We start from the raw sequence: 15860 nt of genomic DNA, 5'->3' as shown, positions 1-15860 counted from the left end.
TGGCGCAGCTCCAGCGGGTCCAGCAGTTCATCGGCATCGCACAGCGCAATGCCGTTGACCTGGGCAGCAGCCAGCGCATCGCGCGGGGCACCCAGCGGCGCCTCGATGCGGGGCAGGCTGGGGGCGGCGGGGCTGTCCTGGCAGCTGCAGGCTGCGCTGCCACAGCCACCGGTGGGGGTGTGCAGATCGGCGTTCATGGGCGGCCTCCTGGCTGCTTGTTGGGCAGGTTCAGACGGCGCGCACGCACCAGCTGGTAGGGCCGGGCCAGGTAGGCCACGGAGGCGAAGCCGCTCCAGACATGCACCAGGCGGCTGAAGGGGAAGAGCAGGAAGATCGTCATGCCCAGCACCATGTGGACCTTGAACGGCCAGTCCAGCGCCACCAGGCCTGCCGCATCGGGGCGGAAGGTGACGATGCGCTGGGCCCAGTCGGCCAGCACCAGCATCGCGTGGGCATCGGCCCGGTGCGAGAACGAGGCGGGCAAGGTGGCCAGGCCCAGCACCAGCTGCACCCACAGGATGATGAGGATGGCCAGATCGGTGCGGTGGCTGGTGCGGCGGATGCGCGGATCGGCAATGCGCCGGTGCAGCAGCAGGCTCAGGCCGATAAAGCAGACCAGGCCGGCGGTGCCGCCGGAGATGATGGCCAGCATCTGCTTTTGCGGCGCGGTGATCAGCCACTCATACATGAAGTGCGGCGTGAGCAGGCCCACCGTGTGGCCGAACAGCAGGAACAGGATGCCGATATGGAACAGGTTGCTGCCCCAGCGCAGCTGGCCGGCGCGCAGCATCTGCGAGGAGTCGCTCTTCCAGGTGTACTGGTCGCGGTCAAAGCGCGCGAGGCTCCCCATCAGAAAGACGGCCAGGCAGATGTAGGGATAGACGTTAAACAGGAAGTTGTGCAATGCAATGGGCATGGCGGTCTCCTCGGGGTTCAGCGGGCCGCGCCAGCGGGTGGCTGGCGCCGCGTGATGTGGATGGGTTGGGCACTGCCCGGCGCGGCCTGGCCCTGGCTGTTGCAGCCGCCAAAGGCGGCGGGCTCTTCCCAGCTTGCGTCCAGCGGCTCGTCGGCGGGCAGCGGCGCAGCGGGGGTGTCGGCCACCAGCGGCTGGCCAGCCAGATCGAGCACGGCGGACAGCACGGCGGCGTAGTCGCTGTGCCGGCGGCCCAGTGCAGCGGCGATGGATTGCAGAATGTGCGCAAACTCACCGATGAAGGCGCGCGCCTCCAGGGTCGGCTGGGTGGAGGCGAACTCCAGCAGCACTGTCAGGTGGTCGGGCAGCTCGGCGGGGTCGAGCAGCAGGCCGGCCTGCTCATAGGTCTGGACCAGGTCGACCATCGCCGGGCCACGGTCGCGCGAGTCGCCATGCACATGCTCGAACAGGTGCAGCGCAGTGCCACGGCCCCGGTCAAACAGGTCCACATAGATGGCTTCGGCATCCATGCCTTCGGCCAGCAGGCGGTCCATCAATGCGTCCAGCTCGCTGCGGCGCACATGGCCCAAAGCGTTCTCGGCGTTGAGCGCCGTGTGGATGTCGACCAGATGGCCGCGCATATCGGCGTCGGGGTAGCGCAGCAGGTGGGCCAGTGCGCGCAAGGTGAAGCTGATGCTGTCTTTCATGTTGTCTCTCCTCACAGGCTCGCCTGGATCGGGATGGTGCGTTTTTTCTCGCTGCCGAACAGGCTGGTGTCGGTCACGCCTTCGCTGCAACCGTTGCCAAACGAGAAGCCGCAGCCGCCGCGCACATTGAAGGCGTTCTCGGCGTATTCGCGGTGCGTGGTGGGGATCACAAAGCGGTCTTCGTAGTTGGCAATGGCCATGGTCCGGTACATCTCCTCGGCCTCGGCCACCGTCAGCTGGGCCTGCTGCAGTGCGGCCTCGTTGGGCAGGCCATCGACATGCTTGCCACGCTGGTAGGCGCGCATGGCCAGCATGCGCTCCAGCGCGCGCACCACCGGCACCGTGTCGCCTGCCGTGAGCAGGTTGGCCAGGTACTTGACGGGGATGCGCAGCTGGTTCACATCGGGCAGCTCGCCATTGGTGCTGACATGGCCGGCCTGGGCGGCGGCGGTGATCGGCGACAGCGGCGGCACATACCAAACCATCGGCAAGGTGCGGTACTCGGGGTGCAGCGGCAGGGCCACCTGCCAGTCCACTGCCATCTTGTAGACGGGACTGTTGCGAGCAGCGATCAGCCAGGCCTCGGGGATGCCATCGGCCCGCGCCTGGGCGATCACCGCCGGGTCGTGGGGGTCGAGAAAGATATCGAGCTGGGCCTGGTACAGGTCCTTGTCCTGGGTGACGCTGGCCGCTGCTTCGATGCGGTCTGCGTCATACAGCAGCACGCCCAGGTAGCGGATGCGGCCCACGCAGGTTTCGGAGCAGACCGTGGGCTGGCCCGCCTCGATGCGCGGGTAGCAGAAGATGCACTTCTCGGCCTTGCCGCTCTTCCAGTTGTAGTAGATTTTCTTGTAGGGGCAGCCCGAGACGCACATGCGCCAGCCACGGCACTTGTCCTGGTCGATCAGCACAATGCCGTCTTCCTCGCGCTTGTAGATGCTGCCGCTGGGGCAGCTGGCCACGCAGGCGGGGTTGAGGCAGTGCTCGCACAGGCGCGGCAGGTACATCATGAAGGTGTTCTCGAACTGGCCGTAGATGTCCTTTTGCACCTCGTCGAAGTTCACATCCTTGCTGCGCTTGCTGAACTCGCCGCCCAGGATCTCTTCCCAGTTCGGGCCCCAGACGATCTTGTCCATGCGCTGGCCGGTGATCAGGCTGCGCGGCCGGGCCGTCGGCGCAGCCTTCATCTCCTTGGCAGTTTGCAGGTGCTCGTAGTCGAAGGTGAAGGGCTCGTAGTAGTCGTCGATCTCGGGCAGGTTGGGGTTGGCGAAAATCTTCATCAACAGCTGCCATTTGCCGCCCTGGCGTGGCGCGATGGAGCCATCGGCCTTGCGGACCCAGCCGCCATTCCAGCGGTCCTGGTTTTCCCATTCCTTGGGGTAGCCGATGCCGGGTTTGGTCTCGACGTTGTTGAACCAGGCGTACTCGACGCCGGGGCGGTTGGTCCAGACGTTCTTGCAGGTGACGCTGCAGGTGTGGCAGCCGATGCATTTGTCCAGGTTCAGGACCATGCCGATTTGTGCGCGAACCTTCATGTTGGGTTCTCCGTGGGGGTTGGTGTGGGGGTCGGTGCGAAAAGCAGGACCAGGGCCGAGGCGGCCTCCTGGGCATGCACGGCGTGGGGCTCTCCCGCGGCGATGTGGCAGCAGTCACCAGGCGCCATGGCCAGCTGGCGGCCCATGGTCTCGAAGACGAAGCGCCCTTCGAGGCACTGGATCACCATGCGCTCGGGCACCTGGTGGCGGTGCAGCGACTGGCCGGCCTGCAGCACCAGGCGGAAGATCTGCAGATCGGGATCGCGCACCAAGGTGTACGAGCGCGCCTCGCCCAGCGCGGCCGCCAGGGGCCGCGCCGAGAAGATGGCGCCAGCAGGGGTGTGGGTCAGTGCCATGGCGGGGACTCCTTCTGCGCGGCGCTCAGGGGTTCTCGCCCTGGGCCTGGTAGGCGGCGGCCAGGTGGTCATCGCGCGGCGTGTCCAGCCAGTCCACCTTGGCCATCTTGCGCACCACGACGAACTCGTCGCGGTTGGTGCCGATGGTGCCGTAGTAGTTGAAGCCGTAGCTGTACTGCGCGTAGCCGCCAATCATGTGCGTGGGTTTGAGCACAATCCGCGTGACCGAGTTGTGGATACCGCCGCGCACGCCGGTGATCTCGCTGCCGGGCGTGTTGATGATCTTCTCCTGCGCGTGGTACATCATCACCATGCCGGGCTTGACCCGCTGGCTGACGACCGCCCGCACGGCAACGGCGCCGTTGAGGTTGAACATCTCCATCCAGTCGTTGTCCTCGATGCCAGCGCGCTGGGCGTCCTCCTCGCTGATCCAGGCCACCGGCCCACCCCGGTTGAGCGTGAGCATCAACAGGTTGTCGGTATAGGTGCTGTGGATGCCCCATTTCTGGTGCGGCGTGATGAAGTTCAGCTGGATCTCGGGGTGGCCATTGGGCTGGATGCCCTGCATGCCGGCCGTGGCCTTCATGTCCACCGGCGGACGGTAGCTGCTGAAGCCCTCGCCAAAGGCCACCATCCAGGGGTGGTCCTGGTAGAACTGCTGGCGGCCGGTGAGGGTACGCCATGGGATCAGCTCATGCACATTGGTGTAGCCGGCGTTGTAGCTGACGGTCTCGCTCTCGATGCCGCTCCAGGTGGGCGAGCTGATGATCTTGCGCGGCTGCGCCTGGATATCGCGGTAGCGGATCTTCTCGTCCTCGCGGTAGATCGCCAAGTGCTTGTGCGCGCGGCCAGTCACCTTCTCCAGCGCCTCCCAGGCCTTCACCGCCACATGGCCATTGGTCTCGGGGGCTAGCTGCAAAATCGTCTCACAGGCGTCGATATCGCTGACGATGCGCGGGCGCCCCTCGGTCACGCCCGGCTCGGTGGTCAGGCCATTCAACTGGCCCAGCTGCTCGACCTCGGTGCCGGTCTGCCAGCCAATGCCCTTGCCGCCGTTGCCCAGCTGGTCCATCAGCGGGCCCAGTGCGGTAAAGCGCTTGTAGGTATTGGGGTAGTCGCGCTCCACCACGGTGACCTGCGGCGCGGTCTTGCCGGGGATCAGCGCGCATTCGCCCTTTTTCCACTCGGCCACGCCATAGGGCTGGGCCAGCTCGGCGGGGGTGTCGTGCATCAGCGGGGTCAGCACCGTATCGCGCTCCACGCCCAGATGGCCCACGCAGACCTCGCTGAAGGACTGGGCAAAGCCCTTGTAGATCTCCCAGTCCGAGCGCGATTCCCAGACCGGATCGACCGCTGCCGACAACGGGTGGATGAAGGGGTGCATGTCGCTGGTGTTGAGGTCGTTCTTCTCGTACCAGCTGGCCGTGGGCAGCACGATGTCCGAGTACAGACAGGTGGTGCTCATGCGGAAGTCCAGGGTGACCAGCAGGTCGAGCTTGCCCTGGGGCGCATCGGCATGCCAGGTCACCTCTTCGGGCTTGGCGTCATCGGGGCCCAGGTCCTTGCCTTGCACGCCGTTGTCGGTGCCCAGCAGGTGCTTGCAGAAGTACTCATGGCCCTTGCCGCTGGAGCCCAGCAGGTTGCTGCGCCAGACAAACAGGTTGCGCGGCCAGTTCTCGGGCGCGTCGGGGTCTTCGCAGCTCATCGCCAGGCTGCCGCTTTGCAGGCCCTGGGCCACATAGTCGCGCGGCGCCAGGTTGGCGGCATCGGCGGCGGCCGCTATCGACAAGGGGTTGGTCTTGAGCTGCGGCGCGCTGGGCAGCCAGCCCATGCGCTCGGCGCGCACGTTGTAATCGATCATGCTGCCGCCGTACTGGCTGCGGTCGGCCAGGGGGCTGACGATCTCTTCAAGGCCCAGCTTCTCGTAGCGCCACTGGTCGGTATGGGCGTAGAAGAAGCTGGTCGAGTTCTGCTGGCGTGGTGGGCGTGCCCAATCGAGCGCAAAGGCGAGCGCCGTCCAGCCGGTCTGTGGGCGCAGCTTTTCCTGGCCCACATAGTGCGACCAGCCGCCGCCGCTTTGGCCCACGCAGCCGCAGAGCATCAGCAGGTTGATGACGCCCCGGTAGTTCATGTCGCAGTGGTACCAGTGGTTCATCGCTGCGCCGATGATGACCATGGACTTGCCCTGGGTCTTGTCGGCATTGGCGGCAAACTCGCGCGCCACCATCGTGATCTGCTCGCGCGGCACGCCGGTGATGCTCTCGGCCCAGGCGGGCGTGTAGGCGGCATCGTCGTCATAGCTGGCAGCGCCGCTGCCCAGCCCCCGGTTGATGCCGTATTGCGCGGCCTGCAGGTCGAACACGGTGGCCACCAGGGCCTCGTGGTACTCACCATCGTTGCCCAGACGCAGGCGCACGGCCGGCACCTTGGCGCGGCTCACATCGCCTTGCTGTTCGTTGGCCGTGAAGTGCGGCGTGGCAATGCCGCCAAAGTACGGAAAGCCGACATCGACAATCTCATGGGCCTGGCTGCCGTCTTCCAGCACCGAGAGCTTGAGGCGGACCTCGTCGCCATGGCGCGCCTCCTTGGCCTCCAGGTTCCACTTGCCCGCGTCGCCCCGGCCCTCGGCGCCCCAGCGAAAGCCGATCGAGCCATGGGGCAGCACGGCGCGGCCCTGGCTGTCAAAGGCCATGGTCTTCCACTCGGGGTTGTTGTCCTGGCCGAGCTTGCCGTTGAAATCGCTGGCGCGCAGGTAGCGGCCAGGCACCTGCACCACGCTGCCATCGGCCAGGGTCTGGCTCTCGAGCAGCACCAGCATCGGCAGGTCGGTGTAGCGGCGCGCGTAGCCGTCAAAGTAGTCGCTGCGCTTGTCGAAGTAGAACTCCTTGAACGCCACATGGCCCATGGCCATCGCCAGCGCCGCATCGGTGCCCTGCTTGGGGTGCAGCCAGACATCGGAGAGCTTGGCCACCTCGCTGTAGTCGGGGGTCACGGCCACGGTCTTGGCGCCCTTGTAGCGCACCTCGGTGAAGAAGTGGGCATCGGGCGTGCGCGTCTGCGGCACGTTCGAGCCCCAGGCAATGATGTAGCTGCTGTTGTACCAGTCGGCCGATTCGGGCACGTCGGTCTGCTCGCCCCAGACTTGGGGGCTGGCCGGTGGCAGGTCGCAGTACCAGTCGTAAAAGCTCATGCAGACGCCACCGATCAGGCTCAGGTAGCGGCTGCCGGCCGCGTAGCTGACCATGCTCATCGCCGGGATGGGCGAGAAGCCGATGATGCGGTCCGGCCCGTGTTGCTTGATGGTGTAGACGTTGGCAGCGGCCACCAGCTGGTTGACCTCGTCCCAGGTCGAGCGCACAAAGCCGCCCAAACCACGCACCTGCTGGTAGTCGCGGCGTGCGGCATCGTCCTGCGCAATCAGGGCCCAGGCATCGACCGGCGTTTTGGCCACCTGGAGCGCCGCGCGCCAGCGCTCGAGCAAGCGGCCCCGCACCATCGGGTACTTGACCCGGTTGGCGCTGTACAGGTACCAGCTGTAGCTGGCGCCCCGGGCGCAGCCGCGCGGCTCGTGGTTGGGCATGTCCCAGCGCGTGCGCGGGTAGTCGGTCTGCTGGGTTTCCCAGGTGACGATGCCGCCTTTGACATAGATCTTCCAGGAGCAGGAGCCCGTGCAGTTGACGCCATGGGTGCTGCGCACGATCTTGTCATGTGCCCAGCGGGCGCGGTAGGCGTCCTCCCAGGTGCGGTCTTCGCCGGTGGTGCGGCCGTGGCCGCCGGCAAAGCTCTCCTTGGGCAGGCGAAAGTGGGTGAGTCGGTCGAGGAAATGGCTCATAACGGTTCTCTTTCTCGTGGGGTCCAGGCTCTGGAGCCTTTAGCAGGGCATCGCGGCGTTGCGGCGGGCATAGCACCACCAGGTCACCACGGCGCACAGCAGATAGAAGGCAGAAAACACCCACAGCGCGGCCTCGGGCCCGCCGGTGGATGCGATCGAGCTGCCATAGCTCTTGGGAATGAAAAAGCCCCCGTAGGCACCCAGTGCGCCGGCAAAGCCGACGGCGGCGGCGCCCAGCACATTGCCTTCCTTGAGGGCGGCGGCCTGCGAGGCCGCATCCTTGCCCGCGCCTTGCGTGGCCAGCTGGTTGAAGATCACGGGGATCATGCGGAAGGTGGAGCCATTGCCGATGCCGGTGGTGACAAACAGCACCAGGAACATCAGAAAAAAGCCGGTGAAGCTGCCCGCCTGCGGCCCCCAGGCCAGCGCATAGCTGCCCGTGCCCTTGGGCAGAAACCACAGCACGCCCAGCACGGCCAGCGCCATCACCAGAAAGTTCCAGAACGTGACCACCCCGCCACCGACCTTGTCGGCCAGCCAGCCACCAAAGGGCCGCACCAGCGCGCCCACCAGCGGGCCCAGCCAGGCGTAGGCCAGCGGATTGACGGCGGGGAACAGGCCCTTGATCAGCAGCGGAAAGCCGGCGGCAAAGCCGATGAAGGAGCCAAAGGTGCCCAGGTAGAGCAGGCACATGATCCAGTTGTGGGGCTGCACAAAGATGGCGGCCTGCGCAGCCACCGAGGCCTTGGCATCGGCCACATCGTTCATCCCGAACCAGGCAACGACCGAGGTCAGCGCAATCCAGGGCACCCAGATGAAGGCGGCGTTCTGCATCCAGACCTGGACCTGCACCCCGCCCTGGCTGATGGTCTGCGGCTCACCGCCAAAGATGCCCAGCAGGCCGACGGTGACGACGATGGGGCTCAGGAACTGCACCACCGACACGCCCAGGTTGCCCAGGCCGGCATTGACGCCCAGCGCCGAGCCCTTGCGGTCCTTGGGGAAGAAGTAGCTGATGTTGGCCATGCTGGAGCTGAAATTGCCCCCGCCCAGGCCGCACAGCAGCGCCAGGATCAGCATCGTCGGGTAGGGTGTGGCCGGGTCCTGCACGGCCACGCCGATGCCGATCGCCGGGATCAGCAGGCTGGCAGTGGAGATCGCCGTCCAGCGCCGGCCGCCCACCAGCGGCACCATGAAGGAGTAGAAGATGCGCAAGGTGGCACCCGACAGCGCAGGCGCGGCCGCCAGCCAGAACAGCTGGTTGGTGGAGTACTGAAAGCCCAGGCCCGGCAGGCTGACGGCGACCACGCTCCAGACCTGCCAGACGGCAAAGGCCAGGAACAGGGCCGGCACGGAGATCCACAAATTGAGCTTGGCGATGGCCTCGCCCTCCTTTTCCCAGAAGGCCTTGTCCTCCGGGGTCCAGATCGTCAAGGTGCTGCCGCGGCGCGGCGCAGAGGGGGTGTTGCTTGTCATGGAGAGTCTTTCCAGCAGAAATCGATGGCGGCTGTCAGGCCTTGCGGCCCGCAGCGGGGCCCATCACATCGGTGCGGCGCACCTCGGTCCAGTACATCCAGATCAGCGAGACCCAGACCACGCCGTAGAGCAGCATGAAAGCACTGGAGCGCAGGCCCGTCAGGTCGAGCAGCAGGCCGAACAGGATGGGCAGCACAAAGCCGCCCAGGCCGCCGGCCAGGCCCACGATGCCGCTGATGGCACCGATGTTGTCGGGGTAGTCGTTGCCGATGTACTTGAAGACGCTGGCCTTGCCGAACGCAAAGGCCACGCCCAGCACACCCATCAGCGCGGTGAAGCTGTAGACGTTCAGGCCCAGGTGGAAGGTCTGGGGGCCGTTGACCGTGGCAATCGTGAAATCGGTCTGCGGGTAGCTCAGCAGGAACAGGCAGACCCAGCTCACCCACATCACCCACCAGGTGACCTTGTGGGCGCCGTATTTGTCGGACAGCACACCGCCAATGGCGCGCAGCACGCCGCCGGGCAGCGAAAAGCAGGCCGCGAGCAAGGCGGCGACACGGATGTCGAGGCCGTACTCGCCCACGTAGTACTGCACCATCCACAGCGCCAGCGCCACATAGCCACCAAAGACGATGCTGTAGTACTGGCAGTACTTGAGCACGCGCGGGTCCTTCAAGGCCTGCAGCTGGTCGACAAAGCGGACGTTGTTGGCGACCAGGTGGCGCGGGTCATGCGCGCTGAACAGCCAGAACAGCACCACGGTGCCGGCCAGAATGGCCGCGTAGACCTGGGGCACCAGCGCCCAGCCGCCCGCCACCAACAGCGCCGGGGCCAGAAACTTGTTGACGGCCGAGCCGGAGTTACCCGCGCCATAGACGCCCATGGCCATGCCCTGGCGGCTCTTGGGAAACCAGCGCGCCACATAGGGCGTGCCCACCGAGAACGAGCCGCCAGCGAGACCGACAAACAGGCCGATGACGAGGAACTGCCAGTACTGCGTGGCGTAGGCCATGAGCCAGACGGCCGGCACGGTGACGGCCATCAGCACGGTCATCACGGTGCGGCCGCCAAAGCGGTCCGTCCAGATGCCCAGCGGCACCCGCACCAGCGAGCCCGAGAGCACCGGCATGGCGGTGAGCAGGCCGAACTCGGTCGCGTTCAGGCCCAGTTGCTGCTTGAGCGGGATGCCGATGACGCCGAACATCATCCACACCATGAAGCAGACGGTGAAGGCCAGCGTGCTGACGGCGAGCACGCTCCAGGCCTGGCGCGAGACAGCAGGAGGGGCAGTGGCGGAATCCATGGTGGGGGCAGATGTTGTTGGTCTGCCCCTACTGTGCTGCGCCAGCGCGCAGCGCACCATCCACCGGTTAGCGCATCAGGCCGCGCCGCAAGAACGATGGCCTGCGCCCTGCCATCGTTCTGAAGAACTACGGCGCCGCTTTTCTCGGCAGCGCCTGATGTGCATCAAACCGGCCATGCAGCCTGGCCGGCATGATGCCCGGTTGCTCAGGCCAGATCGACCTGCATGCCCACGGCGCGCAGCTTGTCCACCACCTCATCGATATGCGCCTTGCTGCGGGTCTGCAGCACGATGTCGATCTCGGTGTTTTGCGCGGCCAGCTTGGTGAAGGCGCGCTGGTGGTGCACCTCTTCGATGTTGGCGCCCGCCTCGGCCACGATGGCCGTGATGCGCGCGAGCATGCCGGGCACATCGCGCGAGCTGATGCGCAGGCGCGCCAGCCGCCCCGAGCGCACCATGCCGCGCTGGATGATGGAGGCCAGCAGCAGCGGATCGATATTGCCGCCCGACAGCACCAGGCCCACCTTTTGGCCGGCAAAGCGCTCGGGGTAGCGCAGCAGCGCCGCCAGCCCCACCGATCCCGCGCCCTCGACCAGGGTCTTTTCAATCTCCAGCAGCATCAGCACCGCCTGCTCGATATCGCTCTCCTCGACCAGTACCAGGTCGTCCACCGTGCGGGCGACGATCTCGCGCGTGATCAGGCCGGCCGTCGCCACGGCAATGCCTTCGGCCATCGTCGAGACGCCCACGGGCAGGTCCTGGTGCTGCACCGCATTGACCATGCTGGGAAAGCGCGAGGTCTGTACGCCCACCACCTGGATGCTGGGCTTGACGGCCTTGGCGGCCGTGGCCATGCCGGCGATCAGGCCCCCGCCGCCCACGGCGACCAGCAAGGTGTCCAGGTCGGGCTGGTCTTCGAGCATCTCCAGCGCCAAGGTGCCCTGGCCGGCGGCAATGTCGGCATCGTCAAAGGGGTGCACAAACACCAGCTTCTGGTCCTCGGCCATCGCATAGGCATGGGCGCGGGCCTCTTCCAGCGTGTCGCCATGCAGCACCACCTCGGCACCAAAGCTGCGCGTGCGCTCGACCTTGACGCCCGGCGTGAAGCGCGGCATCACGATCACCGCCCGCACCCCCAGCTGCTGCGCATGGTAGGCCACGCCCTGGGCATGGTTGCCCGCGCTCATTGCAATCACGCCCCGTGCGCGCTGCTCGGCGTTGAGCTGCATCAGCTTGTTGCAGGCACCGCGCTCCTTGAAGGCCGCCGTGAACTGCAGGTTCTCGAACTTGAGGTAGACCTTGGCACCCACGATCTGGGACAGGGTGTGGGAGTAGAGGCAGGGCGTGCGCTCGACCTTGCCTTGGATGCGCTGGGCGGCGTCGCGGATGTCTTGAATGCTGAGCATGGGATGACTCGCTGGAGGGTGGGCCGCCCGGCCAGGGGGCGGCAGTGGTGATGGGTTCCGTATCCGGGGTGCCGGGCTTCAGTCGGCGCTTGCCGGCTGGTAGACATGGTCAAAAAACGCCTGCTCCAGCGCCACCGCGCGGCTGAAATAATCGGCCGCCTCGGCACGCGCGTCGGGCTCGATGCTCTCGCCCATGCGGTCGAGCTCAGCGCGCAGCCAGCCCACAAAATCGCGGAAGAAGTCGTTGGCGTGCAGGCTGATCCATTCGGCATGTTCAAAGCGCGGCGGCAGGGTCTGGCCGGGCTGGTCAAAGCCATCCAGGTACAGGCCTTCGGCCACGCAGAGCACGGCCAGGCAGTTGGCGTATTTCTGGCTGCGCGCGGCCTGCCCCATCAGCGCCTGGAACTGCACCGTGGGCAGCGTCAGCGGCGGCGTCTCGCGCTCCTGCTGGGACACGTCCAGCGCGTCAAAGCTGCGCTGGAAATAGGTGTTCTCATCGCTGGTGATCATCGCCGCAAACTGCGCCAGGCGCACGCGCGGCGCAAAGCTATCGGCGCTGGCGATGGCCGCGCCCAAGAGCGCCACAAACTGGTTGATGAACTGGTAGTCCTGCACCAGGTAGCGGCGCAGCACCGCGTCATCCAAGCTGCCGGCCCGCATCTCGCCAATGAAGCGGTGCTGGATGCAGGCATCCCAAACGGGCTGGTTCAACGCTTGAAGCGCATCGGAAAAACGGTCAGTCATGGTGGGTGGCAGAGGCTGCAACGGCGAAGAGGGCCATTGTGCCGCAACAGCCTTGTGCCTGCGCACCATCCTTGTGATGCGCTATGATTTTTGCACATCCCCACCCTCTCCCTCTGTTACCGAAAGACGAGCATGACCTCTGCCATCGACCGCCGCCACGTCGGCGCCCGCCTGTCCGAAATCGCCATCCACAACGGCACCGTCTACCTGGCCGGCCAGATCCCCGAGAACAACCCCGGCGCCGATATCGTCACCCAGACCCAGGAAGTGCTGGGCCATATCGACCGCCTGCTGGGCGAGGCCGGATCGAGCAAGGCCAGCATCCTGCAGTGCCAGATCTACCTGACCGACATCAGCGAGATCGGCCAGATGAACAGCGTCTGGGACGCCTGGGTGGCCCCCGGCCACACGCCGCCCCGCGCCACCGTGCAGGCGACGCTGGGCAACCCGGCCTACAAGATCGAAGTGGTGGTGGTCGCCGCCGTCGACAAGGCCTGATCGGCACGCGCTGGCCCTGCCGAAAAACCTGTTCATAGGCTGCGTTGAACGCAGCATTCCTTGCATACAAAGCCTGTCTTGCAACTTGCATGGCAGGCTTTTTGCTTGTGTCTCCCAGGCTGCACAAGTCGGTGAACGCTCACGGGTAATCCCTGTTCACTGATCGGTATGTGCATGGGTACATTTTGCATACAAGAAATTTACAACTTGTATACAAACCGAAAAGGAATGCGTATGCGTCGTTTTGTCAGATCGCTGTTCGGGCAGGTGGTGGTGGCTCTTATCGTGGGGGTCCTCATCGGCCTGCTGTTGCCGGAATGGGCCGTCAAGCTCAAACCTTTGGGCGATGGTTTCATCAAGCTCATCAAGATGATCATCCCGGTGCTGGTGTTCTGCGTGGTGGTGCATGGCATCGCGGGCGCAGGCGACCTCAAGCGCGTGGGCCGGGTCGGCGTCAAGGCGCTGATCTACTTCGAGGTGCTCACCACCATCGCGCTGGTGCTGGGCCTGGTGCTGGCCTTTGTGTTCCAACCTGGTGCAGGCATGAACGTGGACCCGAGCAAGCTCGATGCCTCGGCCATGAGCGCTTACGCCAGCAATGCCGACAAGCTGACCAGCGGCGGCACGGTCGACTTCCTGATGAAGCTGATCCCCACCACCGTGGTGCAGGCCTTTGCCACCGGCGATGTGCTGCAGGTGCTGCTGTTTGCCGTGCTGTTTGGCTGCGGGCTGACCATGCTGGGCGAGCGCGGCGCGCCGGTGAGCCTGCTGATCGACACGATGTCGCATGTGCTGTTCAAGGTGATGGGCATCATCATCAAGCTCGCGCCGCTGGGCGTGCTGGGCGCGATTGCCTTTACCGTTGGCCAGTACGGCGTGGGCTCGCTCAAGCAGCTGGGCATGCTGGTATTGCTGTTCTATGTGGCCGTCGCCTTCTTTGTGTTTGTGGTGCTGGGCTTTGCGATGCGCGTCTCGGGTTTCAGCCTCATCAAGCTGCTGCGCTACCTGCGTGAAGAGCTGATGGTCGTGTTTGCCACCACCTCGTCGGACAGCGTGCTGCCCCAGATCATGGCCAAGCTGCGCCACCTGGGCATCCGCGACTCCACCGTCGGCCTGGTGATCCCCACCGGCTACTCCTTCAACCTCGATGCATTCTCGATCTACATCACCTTGGCGGCGGTCTTCATTGCCCAGGCCACCAATACGCCGATCTCGATGACCGATCTGCTGACCATCCTGGCCATTGCGCTGGTCACCTCCAAGGGCGCACACGGCGTGCCCGGCTCGGCGATTGTGGTGCTGGCCGCCACCTTGCATGCGATCCCCGCCATCCCGGCCATCGGCCTGGTGCTGGTGCTGTCGGTGGACTGGTTCATGGGCATTGCCCGCGCGCTGGGCAACCTGATCGGCAACTGCGTGGCCACCGTGGCGATTGCCTCCTGGGAGGGCGATATCGACCGCGAACGGGCCCATAAGGTGCTCAATGGCGAGAAACTACCGCAAGACACGGCACAATCGGAGCTGTCTACACCCCACGCCTGAGCCCATGACTGCTGTCAGCCCCACCACCATTGCAGAACGCGTCGTCGAAGCCATCCTCGCGCAGAAGCTCTCGCCCGGGGAGCGCCTGGGAGAGCAGGCGCTGGCGGACAACTTCTCGGTCAGCCGCACCCTCGTGCGTGAGGCGCTGATGCAGCTGCAGGCGCGCGGCTTTGTGCAGGTGCAGCCGCGCCGGGGCTGGTATGTGGTGCAGCCCAGTGCCGAGGAGGCACGCGACGCCTTTGCCGCCCGGCGCATCATCGAGGCGGGCATCCTGGAGACCGCAGGCCGCCCGATGCAGCAGGTGATCCGCCAGCTGCGCCTGCATATCGACGAGGAGCAGCGCGCCATCCAGGGCGCCGACGCGGCCACGCGCGCCTTTCTGCTGGCCGATTTCCATGTCTGCCTGGCCGAGAACATGGGCCACCGCCTGCTGGCCGATACCCTGCGCGACCTGACCGCCCGCACCACGCTGGCAGCGACGCTCTACCAGTCCGACCACAGCGCCGAGCAGTCCTGCGCGGACCACGCCAGCATTGTCGAGGCGCTGGAGCGGGGCGATGCCGAGCAGGCCCGCGCACTGATGCTGGCCCATATCGGCAATGTCGAAGAAGCGCTGGAGACCACGCCCCCGCCCCCAGAGACCGCACCGGGCGAGCGCCTGCGTGCCACCCTGAGCCCCGTGCAGCGCTGATGCCCGAGCCACACATGCGGCCGCGCAAGAGCGGCGGGCCGGTCAAACGCCTCAAGCCTGCCAGGCCCGCAAACCCGGCCGGCCCGCCCCGGCTGTTGGGTTTTCACAAGCCCTATGGCGTTGTCAGCCAGTTCACGCCCGAGGGGCGCTGGCAAGGCCTGAAAGACTTTATCGACGTGCCCGGCGTCTATGTCGCCGGCCGGCTCGATGGCGACAGCGAAGGCCTGCTGCTGCTGACCAACGACGGCCAGCTGCAGGCCCGCATTGCCGATCCGCGCCACAAGATGGCCAAGACCTACTGGGTGCAGGTCGAAGGCATTCCCGATGCCGCTGCCTTGCAGCAGCTGCGCGATGGCGTGGCCCTGAAAGACGGCAAGACCCTGCCGGCCCAGGTGCGCATGCTCGACCCGCAGCCTGCGATGTGGCCCCGCCACCCGCCCATCCGCGTGCGCCAGAGCGTGCCCGATTGCTGGATCGAGCTCATCATCCGCGAAGGCCGCAACCGCCAGGTGCGGCGCATGACCGCCGCCGTCGGCCACCCTACGCTGCGCCTGGTGCGCATGGCCATTGGCCCCTACACGCTCGATGGGCTGGAGCCCGGGCAGTGGACAGATCTGGCGCTGTAAAAAGCCGCCGCGCCAGGCCTCATTGCGCCAGCAGCGGCAATGCATCCAAAGCCTCTTGCCCCGAGGGCAGGGCCACCGCCTGCCAGCCACCACGCCGGGGCCAGGGCCGGTAGTACGCCGGCGGCAACACCTCCACCTGCTCGATCTGCCCTTGCAGCTGCGCGCCCAGCGCTTGCAAGGCCTGGCTGCGCTGCTGCGCGCAGGCCTGCACCTGTGCCCACTGCGCGCGCC

General features: G+C 66.1%; 14 protein-coding genes and 1 pseudogene. 4 read left to right on the top strand and 11 right to left on the bottom strand.

Annotated elements, in window-relative coordinates; translation table 11 throughout:
• The 10 genes from H928_RS0103760 to H928_RS0103715 all read right to left on the bottom strand — a co-directional run.
• Positions 1 to 197: hypothetical protein (locus H928_RS0103760; RefSeq protein WP_027010519.1), on the bottom strand; the 197-nt coding region annotated here is incomplete at its 3' end.
• Positions 194 to 916, bottom strand: a complete 723-nt coding sequence (narI, locus tag H928_RS0103755) for a respiratory nitrate reductase subunit gamma (protein ID WP_021025317.1) — start codon at positions 914 to 916, stop codon at positions 194 to 196. The genes narI and H928_RS0103760, both read right to left, overlap by 4 nt.
• Before the next feature lie 17 nt (positions 917 to 933).
• Complete coding sequence (narJ, locus tag H928_RS0103750) at positions 934 to 1620, bottom strand: nitrate reductase molybdenum cofactor assembly chaperone (protein WP_021025316.1); 687 nt, start codon at positions 1618 to 1620, stop codon at positions 934 to 936.
• A gap of 11 nt (positions 1621 to 1631) precedes the next feature.
• Complete coding sequence (gene narH / locus H928_RS0103745) at positions 1632 to 3155, bottom strand: nitrate reductase subunit beta (protein ID WP_021025315.1); 1524 nt, start codon at positions 3153 to 3155, stop codon at positions 1632 to 1634.
• A complete protein-coding gene (locus H928_RS26000; RefSeq protein ID WP_021025314.1) occupies positions 3152 to 3511 on the bottom strand; it encodes a cupin domain-containing protein in 360 nt (119 codons plus the stop codon). The genes narH and H928_RS26000 overlap by 4 nt, the downstream gene beginning before the upstream one ends.
• Before the next feature lie 25 nt (positions 3512 to 3536).
• On the bottom strand, positions 3537 to 7343 hold the full coding sequence (locus tag H928_RS0103735; RefSeq protein ID WP_021025313.1) for a nitrate reductase subunit alpha: 3807 nt from the start codon (positions 7341 to 7343) through the stop codon (positions 3537 to 3539).
• Between the two features lie 39 nt (positions 7344 to 7382).
• A complete protein-coding gene (locus H928_RS0103730; RefSeq protein ID WP_021025312.1) occupies positions 7383 to 8819 on the bottom strand; it encodes an MFS transporter in 1437 nt (478 codons plus the stop codon).
• Positions 8820 to 8853: 34 nt separating this feature from the next.
• A complete protein-coding gene (locus tag H928_RS0103725; protein ID WP_021025311.1) occupies positions 8854 to 10122 on the bottom strand; it encodes a nitrate/nitrite transporter in 1269 nt (422 codons plus the stop codon).
• 206 nt (positions 10123 to 10328) lie between these two features.
• Complete coding sequence (locus H928_RS0103720; protein ID WP_021025310.1) at positions 10329 to 11528, bottom strand: threonine ammonia-lyase; 1200 nt, start codon at positions 11526 to 11528, stop codon at positions 10329 to 10331.
• A 78-nt stretch (positions 11529 to 11606) separates the two neighbouring features.
• A complete protein-coding gene (locus H928_RS0103715) occupies positions 11607 to 12272 on the bottom strand; it encodes a TenA family protein (RefSeq protein WP_021025309.1) in 666 nt (221 codons plus the stop codon).
• A gap of 132 nt (positions 12273 to 12404) precedes the next feature.
• Here H928_RS0103715 and H928_RS0103710 point away from each other — a divergent pair, with 132 nt between their 5' ends.
• The 4 genes from H928_RS0103710 to H928_RS0103695 all read left to right on the top strand — a co-directional run bounded on the left by H928_RS0103710 (position 12405) and on the right by H928_RS0103695 (position 15629).
• A complete protein-coding gene (locus tag H928_RS0103710; RefSeq protein WP_021025308.1) occupies positions 12405 to 12770 on the top strand; it encodes a RidA family protein in 366 nt (121 codons plus the stop codon).
• Between the two features lie 234 nt (positions 12771 to 13004).
• Positions 13005 to 14312, top strand: a complete 1308-nt coding sequence (locus H928_RS25995; protein WP_021025307.1) for a C4-dicarboxylate transporter DctA — start codon at positions 13005 to 13007, stop codon at positions 14310 to 14312.
• Between the two features lie 4 nt (positions 14313 to 14316).
• The gene (locus H928_RS0103700) at positions 14317 to 15003 is read left to right on the top strand and encodes a GntR family transcriptional regulator (protein WP_021025306.1); all 687 of its coding nucleotides are present in this window, start codon (positions 14317 to 14319) and stop codon (positions 15001 to 15003) included.
• A complete protein-coding gene (locus H928_RS0103695) occupies positions 15003 to 15629 on the top strand; it encodes a pseudouridine synthase (protein WP_021025305.1) in 627 nt (208 codons plus the stop codon). The genes H928_RS0103700 and H928_RS0103695 overlap by 1 nt, the downstream gene beginning before the upstream one ends.
• 19 nt (positions 15630 to 15648) lie before the next feature.
• Here H928_RS0103695 and H928_RS32030 read toward each other — a convergent pair.
• Positions 15649 to 15860 (bottom strand): annotated as a pseudogene (locus H928_RS32030) (hypothetical protein); the annotation flags it as partial.

This window comes from Comamonas sp. B-9, assembly GCF_000410635.1.
GTDB lineage: Bacteria > Pseudomonadota > Gammaproteobacteria > Burkholderiales > Burkholderiaceae_C > Comamonas.
This window is presented reverse-complemented; position numbering and strand designations above follow the sequence as displayed.